A 17,898-nucleotide genomic window follows, 5' to 3' on the forward strand; every position below is an offset into this window, starting at 1 on the left:
CGCAGAGCGCGGAGACTTTTCTCATCCGCCTGATCCGCGCCATCCGCGGCTAAAAGCCCTGGGTGATCGCGTTCAGACCCGGGCGGCGGCAGCGACGACGGGCTCGGGCGCGGGCTCGACCGTGATCGCGGTGGTGAGCGTGTGCGCGCCGCCACCGGTGAAGAGTCCTTTCACCGGACTCACGTCGGAAAAATCGCGGCCGCGCGCCACCACGATGTGGCCGGTCGCGACGAAGCAAGTGTTGGTCGGATCGTAATCGATCCAGCCGGTACCCGGAATGTAAACCGACACCCACGCGTGCGAAGCGTCCGCGCCGCGGAGGCGCGGTTTGCCGGGCGGCGGCGTGGTGAGCAGGTAGCCGCTCACGTAGGCCGCGGGCAGGCCGTGCTGCCGCACGCAGCTGATGAAGAGGTGGGCGAAGTCCTGGCAGACGCCCCGACGGTGACGCAGGACTTCGACGAGTGGCGTCGAGATCGTCGTGGCCTTGGAGTCGAACTTGAATTCCCGGCCGAAGCGCGTGCCGAGCGCGGCGAGCCAGTCGAGGGCCGGCGGATCATCGGTGTCGAGTCCCTCCGCCCACGCGCGCGCGGCCGGCACGAGTGGAACGTAGGCTGAGGTGTGGAGAAACTGTTCGAGCGCGAACTCGGAGCCGTTGGCGATGGCGCGGGCAACTTGCTGCCGAGCGACCGACAGCGGCGGCGTCAGGCCGGACATCGGCAGCACGGGCTCGTGCCGGCGCACGACGCTGCGACTCGTGATCGCGAGTTCGTGGTGCGGCTCGCGCAGCGTGAACAGGTGGTGCTTGTTGCCGAAGACGTCGGGCCGCGTCGTGAGATCGCCCGGGTGCGGCCGGATTTCGAGTTCGAAGGCGTCGCAGTGCTGCGTGTCCTCGTGACGCGGCTGCAGGTGCAGGGACTGCCACGCCGCGGTGGCGGAGAACGCGTGGCGGTAGCGCGTGTGATGCGTGACGCGATAAGTGGGCATGACGCGGGGCTACTTCGGCGGCTCGGTGTGGATGAAGTACACCTGCGTGACGCGGTCGCTGATTTCAGCGAGCGTGGAAAACGCCTCCTGCAGGAACGCCGCGGTCTGGGCCGGCGCGCCGGCGAGGCTCGCGGCATCGAGCAGCCGCACGCGGCTGACCAGGCGGAACGCCGTGGCGCGCAACGCGGCGACCGCCCGCGGGGAAAGATCCTCGGGCAACGCGAGCAGATGCTCGTTGATATGATCGGCGAGGAAGCGCAGGCCGCGCGGATTTTCCGGCGCCGCAAACAGCCATGCCAGCACGGAGGCGGGTTGGAACGCGCCGTGGAAGGTCGTGCGATAACTGAAAAGACTGTCCGCGAAATGCAGCAGCGTCTGCAGCCGGAACTCCGTCGGCGCGGCCGCACCCAGCAGGTGCCGCGCGAGGAAGATCAACTTCTGGCTGCGCTCGAGGTGCCGGCCGAGCATGAGGAAACGCCACGACGTGTCGTGCGCGAGGGTTTCGTTCGCGATGGTCTCGAGGGCGCTGAGATGCGGCGCGAGATCCGCGGGCAGCGGCGGCTTGTCCGCGTCGAGCGCGGCGCGCAACAGGCGCAGGCTCCGCCAGGCCTCGGGCGGCAGCCGCACCTTCGCCTGATCAAGATTGCGCACGAGGCTGCCGACATTGCTGACGAGACTCGCGGGTAGGGCCGGATCCTTGACGGCGTCGGCGAGCAGGGCGTCGAGCTGCTCGAGCGACGCCGCCGGCGGGATGCGCGCGCCCTCGGTGTCGAGCAGCAGCCGCACGGCGGAGTGGGCGACCGAGGGATCGAGCGCGGCGATTTCGTCGCGCAGCAGCGGATCGAGTTTTTCGAGCAGGCGGGCGAGCCGCGTGGTGCGCTCGAGGTAGCGGCCGAGCCAGAACAGATTGTCGGCGAGCCGGCTCGGAGTGTCGTTCGGCCGGTGCACGATGTCGGCCAGCGCGTTGACCGGCGGCGGCGGCGTGGGATTGCCGGGATGCAGCACCCACGTGTCCTTGGTGATGCCGCCGTGCTGCAGCGTGACGATCGCGTCGTCGCCGGTCGGATGAAAGCGCGTGAGGCCGCCCGGCATGACGCGGTAGTCGCCGTCCTCCCACGCGACGAACAGGCGCAGGATGAACGGCGCCGGCCGCAGCGCGTTGTCGATCCATGCTGGCGTGGTGCCGAGGTGAATGCGCTCCTGGCCGCAGAAGGCCCACGGCTTCGCGCGAATCTCGGCGGCGAGCGTCGCGCGTTCCGCCTCGCTGAGCAGCGTGCCAAAGCGCGCGGTGGAAAGCCCGGGTTCGCGAAACGCGGGCTTCACGACCAGCGTATCCAGATTCTTGAGCACAGTTTCGCGTGCCTCCTCGTGGCCGCACCACCAGGTCGCCACGCTCGGCAGCTGGAGCGGTTCGCCCAGCACCTCGCGGCAGAGCGGACCGAGAAACGCGAGCAGCGCGGTGGTCTCGAGCGCGCCGACGCCCAGCTGGTTGGCCAGCGCGACCCGGTTGCCGTGGGCGGCGTGGACGAGGCCGGGCACGCCCAGCAACGAATGGCCGTGCAATTCGAGGGGATCGCAGAACGACGAGTCGACCCGGCGGAGAATCGTATCAACGCGGCGCAGGCCGCCGACGGTGCGGAGGAAAACCTGGCGGTCGCGCGTGGTGAGATCGGCGCCCTCGACGAGCGGGTAGCCGAGGTAGCGTGCGAGGTAGGCCTGCTCGAAGTACGCCTCGTTCGCCGGACCGGGCGTGAGGAAGACGACGCGCGACTCCTCGCCGTGCCGCGGAGGCGAGAGGCGTTCGAGCGAATTGCGGAAGCCGCGGAAGAACTCGTACAGCCGCTCCACCGGCGCGCTCTGAAACACCTGCGGCAGCACCTGACGCGTGAGGATGCGGTTCTGCAGCGAGTAGCCCAGGCCGGAGGGCGCATCGAGCCGGTCGCGCAGCACCCACCACTGGCCGTCGGGCGAGCGCGCGATGTCCACCGCGTAGGTGTGGAGCATGATGTCGTCCGGCCGGCCGAGTCCGACGCACGACCGCAGGTAATGCGGATTGCGCATCGCGAGTGCGGCGGGCAGCGCGGCGTTGCGGAGCAGGTTCTGCGGGCCGTAGAGATCGCGCAGGATTTCGTTCAGCAGGCGCGCGCGCTGGCGGATGCCGGAGGTCAGCGCGCTCCAGTCGTCGGCGGCGAGCAGCAGCGGCACAGCGTCGAGCGGCCACGGCTGGGCGTCGGAGCGCTCGCCGGCGTAGACGTTCATGCTTACATCCTGCTCGACGATCGCCCGCAGGCACGCGGCCTGCGCGTGGCGCAGCGTGGCATGAGGATTCGAGCCGAGCAGGCGGAAAAACTCGGCCCAGTGCGGCCGCAGCGTGCCGTCCGGTGCCCGACACTCGTCGTAACGCCCGGTGCCCGGCCGGTATCCGGGAAACGGATCGGCTGCGGCCGGAGCGGCGGCGGACGTGGGGACGGCGGACATGACGGCGAGCCTCGGTGAGCGGTGGCGGTGGAGCAAGCGTCGGCTGGGTCGCGGCGGGCGGCCCGTAAGACGCTCAATGGGCAACGTCGGTCATCCGCGGGAAACCTTGAGCGGATCACGCAAGTCCAGCGTGTGCGGGTGTTCCGGCGCGACTTCGCGCACGGGAAACGGCAGCGGCTGGCCCGGCGTGTGACCGTGCGGCACGAAGCGGGCGAGCCGGCGGCTCTCGGCCTCGTACGAATTGACGGGAAACGTCGCGTAGTTGCGGCCGCCTGGGTGCGCGACGTGATACGTGCAGCCGCCGAGGGCTTTGTTGTTCCACGCGTCGACGAGATCGAACACCAGCGGCGCATCCACGCCGATCGTCGGGTGCAGGCACGAGGGCGGTTGCCAGGCGCGATACCGGACGCCGGCGACCCATTCGCCGTTCACGCCGGTGGGCTGGAGCGGCACGCGCGTGCCGTTGCAGGTCACGAAGTAGCGTTCCGGAATGAAGCCGGTGAGCTTCACCTGCAGGCGCTCGACGGAGGAATCGACGAAACGCACGGTGCCGCCGGGCGCGCCTTCCTCGCCCATCACGTGCCACGGTTCGAGCGCGTGCCGGAGCTCGAGCTCCATGCCGCGGTAGTGGACCTTGCCGTTGAGCGGGAAACGGAATTCGAAGTGCGGACCGAACCAGCCTTCGTCGAACGCGAGATCCCACTGGTGCAGATCGGCGATGACGTCGGCGAAGTCCTGCCGGCAGTAGTGCGGCAGCAGGAAACGATCGTGCAGATCGGTGCCCCAGCGCACCAGGCGCGGGGGTTGATACGGGTGATCCCAGAATCGCGCGACGAGGCCGCGCAGCAGGAGTTGTTGCGCGAGGCTCATGCGCGCGTGCGGCGGCATTTCGAAGGCGCGCAGCTCGAGCAGGCCGAGCCGGCCGGTGGCGCTGTCGGGCGAGTAGAGTTTGTCGATGCAGAACTCGGCGCGATGCGTGTTGCCGGAGACGTCGGTCAGGAGATTGCGAAAAATGCGATCGACGAGCCAGGGCGGCGTGGAGGGAAACTTCGTGCCGGCACGGGAGAGTTCGCGAAACGCGATCTCGAGTTCGTACAACGAATCGTTGCGCGCTTCGTCGACGCGCGGCGCCTGGCTCGTCGGGCCGATGAACAGGCCCGAGAACAGATAACTCAGCGACGGATGATTGTGCCAGTACGAGAGCAGGCTTTGCAGCAGGTGCGGGCGGCGCAGCAGCGGGCTATCGGAGGGACGTTCACCGCCGAGGATGAGATGGTTGCCGCCGCCGGTGCCGGTGTGACGGCCGTCGAGCATGAACTTGTCGGTGCCGAGCCGCGTCTGGCGCGCGGCTTCATAGAGGAACTCCGTCTTCTCGCTGAGCTCCCGCCACGTCAACGACGGATGGATGTTCACCTCGATCACGCCGGGATCGGGCGTGACCTTGACGCTGTTGAGCCGGGGATCGTACGGCGGTAGGTAGCCTTCGATCACGACGGGCAGGCCGAGATCGGCCGCGGTGGCTTCGATGGCACTCAGCAACTCGAGGTAGTCCTCGGTCGTGCGCACCGGCGGCATGAAGATGAACAGATGGCCTTCGCGCGGTTGGACGCAGAGCGCGGTGCGGACGATCCACGGGGCGCTTTCGTGCAACGCCGGCTCGCGATCCGGCGACGGCAATGATTGCGGCCGCGAATCGTGGTCGCCGGCGAACGGCCCGCGCGGGCTCGTGCCGCCGTGGGCCGCGACCGGGCCGCGTGCGTCAGGGCGGGGCGAGGCCGGAAGTGAATACTGCAACGCCAGCGCGTCGGCATCGGGCAGCGGCGGCAACGCCAGCAACGGGTCGGGCGGCGCGAGGTGGCGCACGTCAGCCGGGGCCGTCCACGGCTGCGAATCGAGCGGGAGGCGCAGCCCCATCGGCGAATCGCCCGGAATGAGAAACATGCGTTCCGGCCGCAGGAACCACGGGCCGGACACCCAGCCGGACGGCGCGGCCCGCTCGATCGGGAGCGCGAAACCGGTGATGCGATCGAGGCCGCGCTCGAAGATGCGGGCGAGCCGCGCGCGTTCCTCGCCGTCCTTCAAGTCGTGCCGGAGCGGATCGATGTTGGCCGGGAGCCGGCGCTCCTTCCACAGGTAGTAAAAGGCGTCCTCGTAGCCGGGCAGAATCCAGGCATCGCCGACGCCGAGACGCCGTGCAAGGGCGGTGGTGAAGCGGCGGGCTTCGTCGACGTCGCTGGTGCCGGGCCGGGCGATGTCCGCGAGGAGCGCGGGATTTTTCCACAGCGGCTGACCGTCGCGCCGCCAGATCGCCGAGAACGCCCAGCGCGGTAGCGACTCGCCCGGGTACCATTTGCCCTGGCCGTAGTGGATGAAGCCGCCTTGGCCGTAGTGCGCCCAGAGGCGTTTGATCAGGGTTTCGGCGAGCTGGCGTTTGCGCGGGCCGACCGCGGCGGTGTTCCACTCGGCGCCGTCCATGTCGTCGATGGAGATGAAGGTCGGCTCACCGCCCATCGTGAGGCGGACGTCGCGGTCGCGCAGCCGGGCGTCGATTTTCTCGCCCAGCGCGTCGATCGCGGCCCACTGCGCGTCGGTGTAGGGAAACGTGACGCGCGGTGATTCGAAGATCCGCGAGACCGTCATCGCGAAATCGAAAGTGACCTCGGACTTGTCGACGCCGCCGCTGATCGGCGCGGCGCTGGACGGTTCCGGCGAACAGGCGAGCGGCAGGTGGCCTTCGCCGGCGAGGAGGCCGGACGTCGGATCGAAACCGACCCAACCGGCGCCGGGCAGATACACTTCGCACCACGCGTGCAGGTCGGTGAAGTCCTTTTCCGCGCCGGAAGGGCCGTCGAGCGACTTCTGGTCCGGCCGCAACTGCAGCAGGTAACCCGACACAAACCGCGCCGCCAAGCCGCAGTGCCGGAGCGCCTGCACCATCAGCCAGCCAGAGTCGCGGCAGGAGCCGGTGCCCTTGGTGAGCGTTTCCTCGGGGGCCTGCACTCCCGGTTCGAGCCGGATGATGTAGCGCACCCGTTGGTTGATCAGGCGGTTGAGGCCGACGAGGAAGTCGATCGTCCGCTGTTCCTTGCGGTCGATGGTGCCGACAAAGGCGGCGAACAGCGGCGTGGCCGTCAGGTCGTCCTTCCGCAAATAAGGGGCGAGTTCGACCGCGAGTTTGGGGTCGTACGCGAAGGGAAATTTCTCCGCCCCGGGCTCCAGGAAGAAGTCGAACGGGTTGTAAACGGCCATCTCGGCCACCAGGTCGACTTCGACGGAAAAGCTGCGCGTCGGCTGCGGGAAGACGATCCGCGCCAGGTAGTTACCCTGCGGATCCTGCTGCCAGTTAAGGAAGTGGCAGGCCGGTTCAATCTTGAGCGAGTAGCTCAGGACCGGTGTCCGGCAATGGGCGGCCGGACGCAGGCGGACGACCTGCGGCCCAAGCCGGACCAGACGATCGTAACGATAGGCGGTTTTGTGGTGGAGGGCGACGTGAATGGCCATGGCTGGCTGGCGGGTTGAAGGAGGACGGAGCCTCATTAGCAAAACCCAGGCCGCATTCGCCAGCTCTCGGTTTCGGTTCGTTGCTCCGGTCAGATCCGGGTCTTCGCCGCAGGTCGCGCCCGGGAGCGCAGGCGTCCCGCCTGTTTCCGAGGAAAGCCAAGGCAGGCCGGCCGGAGGCCCGCGCTCCCGGGGCGAAACATCCGCCGGCCGTGGACGTCAGAGCTCCGGTATGAGCACGCTTTTTATGCCTCGAAGCCGGCCGTCGGTCCGTTTGGTGGCCGGGTTGACCCTCATTCTGGTGGCGAGCCGCTTGTCGGCCGCTGATGCCACCCCGCCGGCGGTGCCGAACGCCCCGATGGTCGCGCCCGCGCCGTTGCTCGACAAACCGCTGACGCCGGCGACCAACGATACGCCCGGCGAGCAACCGACGCCCCAACACGCCTGGGTGCCCGGCCACTGGCGCTGGTTCGAAGGCGCGTACGTGTGGGAGTCGGGCCGCTGGGAAGTGCCGCCGGCCCCGAATCTCTTCTGGCACGAACCGCAGTGGCAGCAGCAGGGCAACGGCTACGTGCTGCGTGACGGCTTTTGGGACGAGACGCCCGTGGCGGCCACTCGCGTCGCAAGCGCGCCCGTGGCGCAAGCCGCAGCTCCGCAGGAGATCATCGTGGCGGCCCCGCCTCCGCCGCCGCAGCGCGAGGTGGTTTACGAGCGGCCTTCGCCCGTTCACGTGTGGATCAGCGGCTACTGGTCGTGGCACCTCGGTCGCCATGTGTGGGTGTCGGGGCGTTGGTCCACCCCGCCGCGGTCAAATGTCGTCTGGGTCGGCCCGCGTTGGGAGCAACGCGGCGGCCGGTATGTGTTCGTGGACGGCTATTGGCGTGAGGCTGTCGTCGTGACGCCCGCGTCGCCGCCGCCCCAAGTGGTGGTGACGGCCCCGTCGCCGGGCCCGCAGGTGGTGATCGTCTCCCCGCCGCCTCCGCCGCGCCGGGAAGTGGTCTACGCGCGCCCGGGTCCCGGTTATGTCTGGGTCAACGGCTATTGGTCCTGGCGTGGCGGCCGCCACGTCTGGATCGCCGGTCATTACGAGCAGCCTCCGCGCGGGCATCGCGCTTGGGAGGAGCCCCGCTGGGAACGTCGCGGCGGCAACTACATCTTCATCGAAGGCCGCTGGCGGTAAGGCGGGTTTGACGCACAACTCGTGGCCGAAAAAAGCCGCCCTCCGAGTGAACTCGAAGGGCGGCGAGAGGGTCGCGCCGAACGACGCGGCGGACGGCGTGATTGCGATCGACTGGCTTAGAACGTCTTCGACAGCGAAACGTACGCCCAGCGCGGCAGGAAGTTGTTCACGCGCTCGGCATAGCCGGTCGAGAAGCTCGTCGCCGGCGGGGCGCGATCGAAGAGGTTGTTCACCCCGATCGTGCTGCGCAGGCCCCACGGCAGCGCATAGCCGAACTGCACGTCCGTCGTGACCTGCTGCTTCACGAAGAGCAGGCTCGGGGACGTGTCCTGGAAGCCGCCGATGTAGTTGAAGTTCAGGGACGCCGACGCCTTCTCGCGGTTCCAGAGGACGGACGCATCGCCGCGCCAGCGCGGGATCTCATAAAGACCGACCGTCTGCACCTGGGCGAGGTCGGGGCGCGTGCGCAGCGTCTGCGAGTTGATCAGGCTGGCCACGGCCCGGGTGGTGAAACGTCCCACGCGACCGGCGCTGAAGCGGTATTCGGCGGCGAAGTCGACGCCCTTGGCTTTCGTGCTGCCGTAGTTGCCGAGCACGGTGCGGATTTCGCGCAACTCGCCGGGCAGGTTGTTCGCGGTGTCGCTCGCGGTCGGAGCGGCGCGCACGGCGGCATCGGGAAAGAGCAGCGGGTTCGCGAGGATGATCGCGGGCGTCGCGGGCTGGCCGATCCGGTTCTTCACCTCGACGGCGTAGAAATCCACACTCAGCGACAAGCCCTTCAGCATCGCGGGCGCGAATTGCACGCCGAAGTTCGTCGACTCGGACTTCTCCGGCGCGAGCAGCGGATTGCCACCCGAGCGCACGAGCCGCTGGCCGGTGCCGCTGTCGTTGGCGACCGCACCCGGCTTACCGAAACGCAGCGGATCGGGAATGTTGAAGCTCACCGCGACCGACTGCGGCAGGTAGAGCTCGGCCAGCGCCGGGGCGCGGAAGCCCTTGCCCCACGAGGCGCGGAACGTGATTTGCTCCGGCAGCGGCTGCCAGCGCAGACCGACGCGCGGCACCGTGGTGTGACCGACGCCATCGTCCGAGAACGACTCGAGGCGGCCGGCGACGTTCAGCTCGACGGCGTGGAGGGCAGTGATCTTCTGCGACGGCGCCGCGAGCGGAATCGAGGCTTCGACGTAGGCGGCGCTCACGCGACGGCTGCCGTTGGCCGGCGCGACAGGCGCGCCCTGATTCAGGAGCTGCACCTGGGTGCGCGCGTCGGAGAACTTCTCCTCGCGCCACTGGCCGCCGATCGCGACCGAGATCGGGCCGGAGCGGAGCGTGAACAGATTGCCGGTCGTGCGGGCGTCGATGGCCGTGAGCTTCGTCTCGGCATCGCGCGTGACGCCGCCTTCGAGGCCGGCGAGCGTCGCGGGATTGTTGCGAATGGTCCGGCCGTTGGCGAAGAGGTTGAGCGCGGTCGCGCGATTCGTGTCGGCGAGCGCGGCGTTGACCTTGTCCTGGCCGGGGAAGTTTTTCAGATCGAGGTGCGAGGTCTCGCGGTTCCACGTGACGGCGGCATCCCAGGTCCAGCCCTGCGCGAGCTGGCCGTCGAGACCGGCGACCACGCGCTCCATCTTGTTCCGGGTCGTGGTGAAGCGGTCACCCATTTCCAGGAAACGGAAGAACATCGTCTGCGTCGTGTTCGACACCACCGGCACGCCAAACGGGTTGAACGGATTGTTCGCCGGCAGCGTGATCGTGTTGAGGTTCGAGATCGGCGCGGGCGAGAGGCCCTCGACGTTGCGATTTTTCTGCCAGCCGAGCTCGACGAAGCCGCCGAGCTTTTCGGAAAACTCATGCCGCGCGGTGGCGACGATGCCGCGACGGTCCGCCTCGGACTGCGGGCGGATGGCGGCGTTCGCGTCAAAGGTGTTCTGCGTCTGCAGCTGGCGCGTGAACGTCGCGTTCGGTCCCGGCGCGGCGACATCGCTCGTGAACGTGCGCGCGGCGGCCGCGGCGCCCGCGGGAATGACTTGGCCGGTGATCGGATCGGTGGCACCGACCGGCACCACGAACGAACCCGGCGTGTTGCTCGCGAGGAGCAGCTGGCGTTTGACCGGCTGCGGGAGTTCGCCGAAGCGGAACTCGTCGCGCTTCATCCAGTCGGCCATGATCGAGAGCGAGGTCCGGCCTTCCTTGGTGCCGGTGAAGAACGAGCCGCGGAGCGTCGGCGCGCTGATGCCGCCGGTGAAATCACCGTAGCTGGTCGTCAGCGTGCCCTGCGTGAGATCCTTTTTCAGGATGATGTTCACCACGCCGGCGACGGCATCGGCGCCATAGACGGCGGACGCGCCGTCCTTCAGCACTTCGATCCGGGCGATGGCGGCGACGGGAATCATGTTCAGGTCCACGAACTGCTCGGTGCCGAGACCCGCAGCGCTGCCACCCTGGCCGAACGGCGCGAGCGTCACGCGGCGGCCGTTGATCAACACCAGCGTGGAATTCACGCCGAGGCCGCGCATCGAGATGGCGGCGGAACCGGGCGACGACGTGTTGACGCGGTTTTCGGCAAAGCCCTGCGCGCCGATTTCAGGAATCTTGCGCAGCAGGTTCGACAGGTTGTTCTGACCGGAGGCTTCGATCTCGGCGGGCGTGAGCACCCGCAGGTTGGCGGCGCCGGCGGACTCGCCCATGCGCAGATTGGTGCCGGTGACCGTGAAGGCCTCGAGTTTCTGAGGGGCCCCGCCGGCGGGCGGAGGCGTGGTCTGAGCCAGACCGAGCGTTGGTAACGCAAGAGTCAGGAGCGTGAGTGCAGGTGTCAGTCGCATGGTATGGTATGTCGGTTGAACGAAATGTAGCCAGTCGACAGCACGCCCGATGCCGCCCGCGGGTGCAATACCGCGGTGGAGTGGGGTGCCGGGAGTCTGGAATCCCCGGGACCGCGACCGCCCTCGGTCGCAATGGGTCTGAAGCGACCGAGGGCGGTCGCGGTCCCAGTCAAAACCTCGAGCCTACCGAATGCCCTTAGCCACTGCCGCGCTGATGCCTGCGGCAATCGTCCGCATGTGGGCCGCGACGTCGGCCACGTCCACCGTCAGCACCTTCCGATCTTCCATGACCACGCGCCCGTGAATGATCGTGGTCCGCACGTCCCGTGGCCCCGCCGCGTACACGAGCGTCGAATACGCGTCGTAGAACGGAATCATGTGCGTCGCGTCGCGATCGATCAGGATGACGTCCGCGAGCTTGCCGGTTTCCAGCGAGCCGATCCGGTCTTCGAGATGCAGGGCGCGTGCGCCGCCGCGCGTGGCCATTTCGACCACGGTGACGGCCAGCATGACGTTGCGATCATGGTTGTCGAGCTTGTGCAACTTGGCGACGTAGCCGAGCTGGCCGATGATATCGAGGGTGTTGCCGCTCATCGGGCCGTCGGTGCCGAGTCCGACGCGCAGCCCGGCGTTGAACATTTTCAGCGCCGGCGCGACGCCCTTGGCCGACTTGATGTTTGCCACCATGTTGTGCGCGATCCCGACGTCGCGCGCCTTCAGCAGCGCGATGTCGGAGTCGTTCACGAAAATACAATGGGCCGCGATCAGCCGGCGATTGAGCAGGCCAATCGCGTCAAGGTATTCGATCGGCGTCTGGTTGTGTTCCTTGCGGATCGTCGCGACTTCATCGGTCATCTCCGCGACGTGCATGAGCACGGGGAGATTCAGCGTCTCGGATTCGCGCGCGATGATGCGCAGGTGTGCGGCGTCGAGCGTGTAAGGCGCGTGCGGCGCGATCGCAGGCGTGATGAGCGGATCGCCGCGGTACTCGGCCGCGAATTTCTTCGCGAGCGCGATGCCGCCGTACGGCTCCGGTGCATCGGGCGCGGGGAAATTGATCACCGTCTGCCCGAACACGCCGCGCAGCCCGAGCTGTTTCGCGGCGCGGGCCACTTCGTCCTCGAAGTAGTACATGTTGGCGATCGCGGTGACGCCGCCCTGCACCATCTCGATCATGCCGTGCAATCCGCCCCAATAGACGAGCTCGCGGTTCACGAGCGCCTTCTCGAGGGGAAAGATCAACGCGCGCAGCCGATCCGGCACGTCGTCGCCCAGCCCGCGGAAGACCGTCATCGACGCGTGCGTGTGCGTGTTGATCATGCCCGGCATCACGATTGCGCCGCGGGCGTCGATGGTCTTCGGCGCGGTGAACTGCGCGGCGAGCGACGCCGGTCCGATGGCGATGATGCGGGCGTCCTTGATGATCACGGCGCCGTTCTCGTGGATGTCCTTCCGATCGTTCATCGTGAGGACGTAGCCGTTGGTCACGATCAGATCGGCGGACTCAGCCGCCCGGCCGCACGACGTGACCGCCGCCGCAGTCGCCGCTGACAGTCGCAGGAGAAACGAGAAAACGTCGTGGAAGCGCATGGTGAAGCCGAGGTGGGCTCGTGATGGGTTCATCACCCGTCACCGCCAAGCTTAGAAAGTGTCGGGTTTCTCCCGCGAATGGCGCGAAAGGCCGCGAATGAGAAGAAAGCGAAATACGCTCTCAGCAGCGGGAGAACATCCAAGCCGCGTCGCTGCACTCAATTTTGTCGGTGAAATTTGCGTCTATTCGCGTGATTTGCGGGAGCTCTTCTGCAGGGTTTCTCCTTCAGCGGGCACAGAGTTCGACGAACTGCGCATAAAAGCGCGCGTCATCGAGTCGCTGCTGGACGCGCGCGCGGCACTGGCCTTGGCCCGGCTCACTTCCCGGCGACCAGCTCGCCATGTCGCCGTAGGTCGCGTCGGGTTCCAGGCACACATCGATGAAGCAGTCGTCATGCTGGGTGACGAGCGAGGCATCGATCCACGTGGCGGCGGCGACTTCGTCCCACATCGGCCGATTGCGGTGCCCGAACTGATCGAGGTAACGCGCGAGCGGCGTGCCGGCGCGGGCGATCGCGGCAAACAGATCCGGCGTCGCGCGCGTGTGGTTCGACACATCGATCGGCGAACACGTCACGCGCGGCCACGGCGCGCGAAACACCACCCGCGCCGCCTCGGGGTCGAAACGCACGTTGAACTCGCGTCGCGGCGTGAGCTTGAACTCGCGCGCCTCCGTCTGCGGCGCGAACGCCCCGCCCATGAAATGCAATTCGCGCACGAGCCGCGGAAATTCAGGATCGAGCTGGCAGGCGAGCGCCACGGTGGTGAACGGCCCCGCGGTCCAGAGGAAAATCTCACCGGGATGCGCGCGCGCGAGGCGCACGTAGGCCGCTGCGGCGGCCTCCGCGGCGGGTGCAGTCGATGGATTGCCTTCGGGCAGATCGTCGACGCGGCGTGGATCGGCCCATTTGCCCGGACGGGCCAGGTCCCACGCGCCATTGTAGATGAGTTTGCCATACTGGCTTTCCCAACGGGCCGTCGCCGCGGGCGTGTTCACCAGCGGCATCTCGGCGCCGGCGAACACGGGAATGTCCGTACGCTCCATGATCTCCAGCAGGCGCAACGCGTGCCGCACTTGCTGATCGCGCCAGTGATCGCCGGTGACGACGCCCACGCCTAGGACGTCGACGCCGGGCGCGTTCACCAACAGCGCGACCGACTGCAAATTCGTTCCCGCCGGACCGAGCGTATCCTGATCGATGATGACTTTGCGGCGGGCGGGCATGAGGACGGGAGACGGGAGACGGGAGACAGGAGACAGGAGACGAGGGCGGGAGAAGTTGGCGGTTGCGTTGGGTCGGGTCGGGCGGCTGAACGGAAGGCGTGGACTATCTGAGCCTCATCGATCGGAGCAAGCTGCACTACAAGCGAAGCGATGTGACGCCGATCTTCGCGGAGCCGGCGGCGTTTGCGACGCTCGTCGACGACATGATCGCGCCGTTTCGCGAAGCGGGCGTCCAACGCGTGGCGGGCACCGATGCGCTCGGGTTCATCGTGGGCACCGCGCTCGCGTTGCGGCTGGGCGTCGGCTTCGTGCCCTTGCGCAAAGGCGGCAAACTCCCGGTGAAAAACGAGCGCGCCTCGTTCACCGATTATACGGGCAACGAAAAATCCCTCGAACTCCGCGCCACGCCCTGGCCGGCCGGCACGCGGGTGTTGCTGGTGGACGAGTGGATCGAAACCGGCGCCACCGCGAAAGCCGCGGTCGAGCTCATCGAACGAGCCGCCGGCGTGGTCGTCGGCATCGCCGCGATCGCGTTTCGTCGGAACGAAAAGACCGCGCCACTCTGGGCGAAATATCACTGCCACGGCGTGTGGCCGGAGCAGATTTAGCGCTCCCCGGGAGCGCAGGCAGCCCGCCTGCCTGAGATTCCAGCAGGGAAGAACGAGAGACTGCGGAACGGAATGGCCGGCCAGAGGCCGGCGCTCCCGCGCGTGGGACTCGCCTCGTTGCGGCGAACACGCGCTCCGCACCGCATCGATCGCTACGACCTGACGTTCCTCCTGAAAAACCGCCAACCCGGTTCGTCATCCATAAGATGACAAACCCCGGGGAGCGTTCGGGGAGTTTTTTGGCTGATTGTCGTGGGGTGTTACTATCAGCCGCGCTGGCGGGGCGGAGTGGCAAATCTGCTGGCTGTTGCGCCGGCGCGGTGCTGCCGTGGCGGACGTAGCCGGCGCGCCACGTTGGACGTCACCGGCGTTTTCCATGAAAACCCTACGCTGCGGTGGACTGGTGATGATGGCTGCGTTTTCGCTGGTGGCGGCCTGGGCTGCACCGGCGGAACTGCCGGTGGCGGAGGTGACGAAGCGGCTGCAGGCGATGCCGGCCGCGCATCCGCGTCTTTTGCTGGCGCGCGATGCCGAAGCGGGACTGCGGCAACGCATCACGGCCGATCCTTTGCTGACGCGGATCAACGCGGAGCTCCTGCGCGAGGCGGATCGCGAACTGGCCAGCAAGCCGGTGGAGCGCGTGCTCATCGGGCGTCGACTGCTCGACAAGTCGCGCACCGCGCTCTCCCGCGTGTTGCACCTCGGCCTCGCGTGGCGGCTCACCGGCGAGAAGAAATACTTCGAACGCGCGCGCGCGGAACTCGTGGCGGTGGCGTCCTTCCCCGACTGGAATCCGAGTCACTTCCTCGACGTCGCCGAGATGACCGCGGCCGTCGGCGTGGGCTACGACTGGCTGTATCCGCAATTGGACGACGCCACCCGCCAGCTGCTCCGCGACGCCATCGTGAACAAGGGCCTCAAGGCTAGTCTCAAGGCGAGTTCGTGGACGCGTTCCACCAACAACTGGAATCAGGTCTGCAACGGCGGCATGACCGTCGGCGCGCTCGCCGTGGCCGAGAGTGAACCGGCGCTCGCCGCGCAGATCATCGCGCGCGCGGTCAACACCGTGCCGGTCTCGATGCATGAGTACGTGCCCGACGGCGCCTATCCGGAAGGTCCGGGTTACTGGGGCTACGGCACGACGTACAACGTGCTCCTGATCTCGGCGCTGCAGTCCACGCTCGGCACCGACTTTGGCCTGGCCCGGCAACCGGGCTTCCTCGCCACCGCCGATTACTACCTGCACGTGACGGGACCGTCGGGCTTGTACTTCAACTATGCGGACTGCGGTCGCGGCGGCGACGGCGTGGCCCCGGCGATGTTCTGGTTCGCGGCACAACGCCAGGAGCCGTACCTGCTCTGGTCGGAACTGGCGAAGCTCGAGCCCGCGACGGATCGCCGTGCCGCTCGGATTGGCCGCGAACGCACCGCGCCCATGATTCTGCTGTGGATGCCACCGACGCTGTCTAGGCCTTCGCCACCGGCCGCGCTTTCGTGGAGTGGAGGCGGACCGACGCCTGTCGCGTTTCACCGCAGTGCCTGGACGCCCGATGCCAGCTACGTCGCCATCAAGGGCGGATCGCCGGGCACAAGCCACGCGCACATGGATGTCGGCGCGTTCGTGATGGATGCCGACGGCCTGCGCTGGGCGGATGATCTCGGCATGCAGGATTACAATTCGCTCGAATCGAAGGGCGTGAAACTCTGGTCGAAGGATCAGGACGGCGACCGCTGGAAAATCTTCCGTCTCGGCACCTCGAGTCACAACGTCCTCATGGTCGACGGCCAGCAGCAGCGGGTCGCGGGCGACGCCCGCATTGTCGTCGCGAAGACGGGTCGGACCATTGTGGATACAAGCGCCGTGTACAAAGGTCAGCTCGCCACGTCGCGTCGCGGCGTCGACCTGCAGGCCGATCGGAGTGTGCGGGTGCAGGACGAGTTCACCGCGACGTCCAAGGCGACAACCGTGCGCTGGGCGATGGTCACGCGTGCGGACGTCAAGGTCGACGGCCCCGGCGAGGCCACGCTCACGCAGGCCGGAAAGAAGCTGGCGTTTCGCGTGCTCGAACCTGCCGGCGCGCGGATTGCAATTTACCAGACCGATCCGCCGCCGACGCCGATCGACGCCCGCAACGAGGGCACGCGCCTCATTGGCTTCGAAGTGCAGGTGCCAGCCGGAGCAACGCAGCGGCTGGTCGTTCAACTCGTGCCGTCGCGGGCCACCGGCCCCGCCAGTCCCATCGTGCCACTCGCCGGATGGTAAACCGGTTTCGCCGGAACCATTTAGTTGAAAGATGAAAGTTGAAGGTCGAAAGCCCCCATCACCCCAGCAGCAGCCAATGGTCCTGGAGTGCGGGCAGGTTTCCACCGACGGGTGCGTGACTGAATTCGAACCCAATCGACGATGTCCTGAATGCACCGGTCTGCTTCCGGTTCTTTCAACTTTCACCTTTCAACCTTCAACTGCCTGAGTCCGGCCAGCCTTGAGCGAGTGTACTTTCGAGCAGCGCGGCGCGTGCCTCACGGCTTCGCCGGATCCCAGCGATCCGCGCCGCCGAGCACGCGTTGCGGCGTGAGTGCGGCGACGTCGGCGGCCGACAGCGGTTTCGTCCACGGCACGCGCGCGGCCGGATTCGCGCCCGGGCCCGTGCTGCCGAACTCGGCGTAGAATGTCGTCCGCTCGGCGTCGGACTTGCCCCAGTTGTCCCAGCCGGCGGGCGGAATCACGGAGGACATCTCGGTGCGCAGGAAAATCGTGCGCGCAAAATTGCGCCACGGGCGGCCGAGGTACGCCTTCACGCCTTCCGCGCCGGTGATCCGGCAATCAGCGAAAACATAACCGTGCTGCGTGCCGTCGGGCGTGGAGGCAGCGGTGATGTAGCCGTCCTTCAGGCAGTGCAGGTGACAACGGGAGAAGTAAGCCGTCGCGCCGCCGAAGATGAAGTCGACGTGGCCCTCGATATAACAGTCCTCGAAGTAGTGGCGGCCGCGGTTGACGAGGATCGTGTCCTGCCAGCCAAGGAAGCGGCAGCGGCGAAACACGAGGCGGTCGCCGTCGGCGCGCACCGCGAGCGCTTGCGCCACGGGACCGGCGCTGTTGGCCAGCGTGATGTTTTCCCAGATCATGCCGTCGCCGTCGATGTGCACGGTTGGCGTGCGATACGTCGCGATCGGTTTGCCGTCGGGGCCGGGCAGGTTCGCGTGCTGATCGTACGTGATGATCGTCGTGGCCGCGTCCTCGCCGCGGACCAGGATGTTGCCGCGCTCCCGCTGGACGTAGATGCGTTCCCGATACGTGCCGCGCTTCACGAAGATGACCCAGCGCGGATCGTTGCGCCCCGTGCGCATCGGCGCCGCGCTGATCGCGTCCTGCAGCGAGGTGTACTTGCCGGAGCCATCGGCCGCGACGATCACATCGGGCGCGGAGGCCGCGCGGAGCGTCGAGATTGCGATCAGGAAGGCCCACGCGAGGGCCGGGAGGTGCAGCCAGGTTCGGGTCATAGTGAAAAACTTCGA

Annotated in this window: 10 protein-coding genes; 3 read left to right on the plus strand and 7 right to left on the minus strand. The window is 67.6% G+C overall.

Going from position 1 to position 17,898, the window contains the following annotated elements; all coding sequences use genetic code 11:
- Nucleotides 1-72 precede the first annotated feature (72 nt).
- The 3 genes from ACLJEU_RS01565 to ACLJEU_RS01575 form a co-directional block, all read right to left on the minus strand.
- Entirely contained in the window at nucleotides 73-984 is a 912-nt protein-coding gene (locus ACLJEU_RS01565; RefSeq protein WP_414663422.1) for a transglutaminase family protein, read from the minus strand.
- Nucleotides 985-993: 9 nt separating this feature from the next.
- A complete protein-coding gene (locus tag ACLJEU_RS01570) occupies nucleotides 994-3,462 on the minus strand; it encodes a circularly permuted type 2 ATP-grasp protein (RefSeq protein ID WP_414663421.1) in 2,469 nt (822 codons plus the stop codon).
- A gap of 90 nt (nucleotides 3,463-3,552) precedes the next feature.
- A complete protein-coding gene (locus ACLJEU_RS01575) occupies nucleotides 3,553-6,963 on the minus strand; it encodes a transglutaminase family protein (RefSeq protein ID WP_414663420.1) in 3,411 nt (1,136 codons plus the stop codon).
- A gap of 310 nt (nucleotides 6,964-7,273) precedes the next feature.
- Here ACLJEU_RS01575 and ACLJEU_RS01580 point away from each other — a divergent pair, with 310 nt between their 5' ends.
- Entirely contained in the window at nucleotides 7,274-8,140 is an 867-nt protein-coding gene (locus ACLJEU_RS01580; RefSeq protein WP_414663419.1) for a YXWGXW repeat-containing protein, read from the plus strand.
- A gap of 116 nt (nucleotides 8,141-8,256) precedes the next feature.
- Here the strand turns inward: ACLJEU_RS01580 and ACLJEU_RS01585 are convergent, their stop codons facing one another.
- From ACLJEU_RS01585 to ACLJEU_RS01595, 3 genes are all read right to left on the minus strand, one after another.
- Nucleotides 8,257-10,959: a TonB-dependent receptor gene (locus ACLJEU_RS01585; protein ID WP_414663418.1), complete on the minus strand. Its 2,703-nt coding sequence runs from the start codon at nucleotides 10,957-10,959 to the stop codon at nucleotides 8,257-8,259.
- Between the two features lie 183 nt (nucleotides 10,960-11,142).
- Complete coding sequence (locus ACLJEU_RS01590; protein ID WP_414663417.1) at nucleotides 11,143-12,549, minus strand: amidohydrolase; 1,407 nt, start codon at nucleotides 12,547-12,549, stop codon at nucleotides 11,143-11,145.
- Between the two features lie 226 nt (nucleotides 12,550-12,775).
- Entirely contained in the window at nucleotides 12,776-13,774 is a 999-nt protein-coding gene (locus ACLJEU_RS01595) for a nucleoside hydrolase (RefSeq protein ID WP_414663416.1), read from the minus strand.
- 98 nt (nucleotides 13,775-13,872) lie between these two features.
- On the opposite strand from ACLJEU_RS01595, the gene ACLJEU_RS01600 reads away from it, so the two are divergent.
- Together ACLJEU_RS01600 and ACLJEU_RS01605 are read left to right on the plus strand one after the other, a co-directional pair.
- Nucleotides 13,873-14,382, plus strand: a complete 510-nt coding sequence (locus ACLJEU_RS01600; protein WP_414663415.1) for a phosphoribosyltransferase family protein — start codon at nucleotides 13,873-13,875, stop codon at nucleotides 14,380-14,382.
- 376 nt (nucleotides 14,383-14,758) lie between these two features.
- Nucleotides 14,759-16,645 carry a heparinase II/III domain-containing protein gene (locus ACLJEU_RS01605; protein WP_414663414.1) on the plus strand — a complete coding sequence of 629 codons (1,887 nt, stop codon included), beginning with the start codon at nucleotides 14,759-14,761 and terminating at the stop codon, nucleotides 16,643-16,645.
- A gap of 257 nt (nucleotides 16,646-16,902) precedes the next feature.
- On the opposite strand, the gene ACLJEU_RS01610 is transcribed toward ACLJEU_RS01605, so the two are convergent.
- Nucleotides 16,903-17,883 (minus strand): pectinesterase family protein, encoded by a 981-nt coding sequence (locus tag ACLJEU_RS01610; RefSeq protein WP_414663413.1) that lies wholly within the window; start codon nucleotides 17,881-17,883, stop codon nucleotides 16,903-16,905.
- Between the last annotated feature and the right edge of the window lie 15 nt (nucleotides 17,884-17,898).

It is taken from the genome of Terrisphaera buseokensis (assembly GCF_047521145.2).
Taxonomy (GTDB): Bacteria; Verrucomicrobiota; Verrucomicrobiia; order Opitutales; family Opitutaceae; genus ER46.

Excerpts from the sequence above, each read along its gene's own strand:
- ACLJEU_RS01565 (WP_414663422.1), bottom strand. The coding sequence starts at position 984 with ATGCCCACTTATCGCGTCACGCATCACACGCGCTACCGCCACGCGTTC.
- ACLJEU_RS01570 (WP_414663421.1), bottom strand. The coding sequence starts at position 3,462 with ATGTCCGCCGTCCCCACGTCCGCCGCCGCTCCGGCCGCAGCCGATCCG.
- ACLJEU_RS01575 (WP_414663420.1), bottom strand. The coding sequence starts at position 6,963 with ATGGCCATTCACGTCGCCCTCCACCACAAAACCGCCTATCGTTACGAT.
- ACLJEU_RS01585 (WP_414663418.1), bottom strand. The coding sequence starts at position 10,959 with ATGCGACTGACACCTGCACTCACGCTCCTGACTCTTGCGTTACCAACG.
- ACLJEU_RS01590 (WP_414663417.1), bottom strand. The coding sequence starts at position 12,549 with ATGCGCTTCCACGACGTTTTCTCGTTTCTCCTGCGACTGTCAGCGGCG.
- ACLJEU_RS01595 (WP_414663416.1), bottom strand. The coding sequence starts at position 13,774 with ATGCCCGCCCGCCGCAAAGTCATCATCGATCAGGATACGCTCGGTCCG.
- ACLJEU_RS01605 (WP_414663414.1), top strand. The coding sequence starts at position 14,759 with ATGAAAACCCTACGCTGCGGTGGACTGGTGATGATGGCTGCGTTTTCG.
- ACLJEU_RS01610 (WP_414663413.1), bottom strand. The coding sequence starts at position 17,883 with ATGACCCGAACCTGGCTGCACCTCCCGGCCCTCGCGTGGGCCTTCCTG.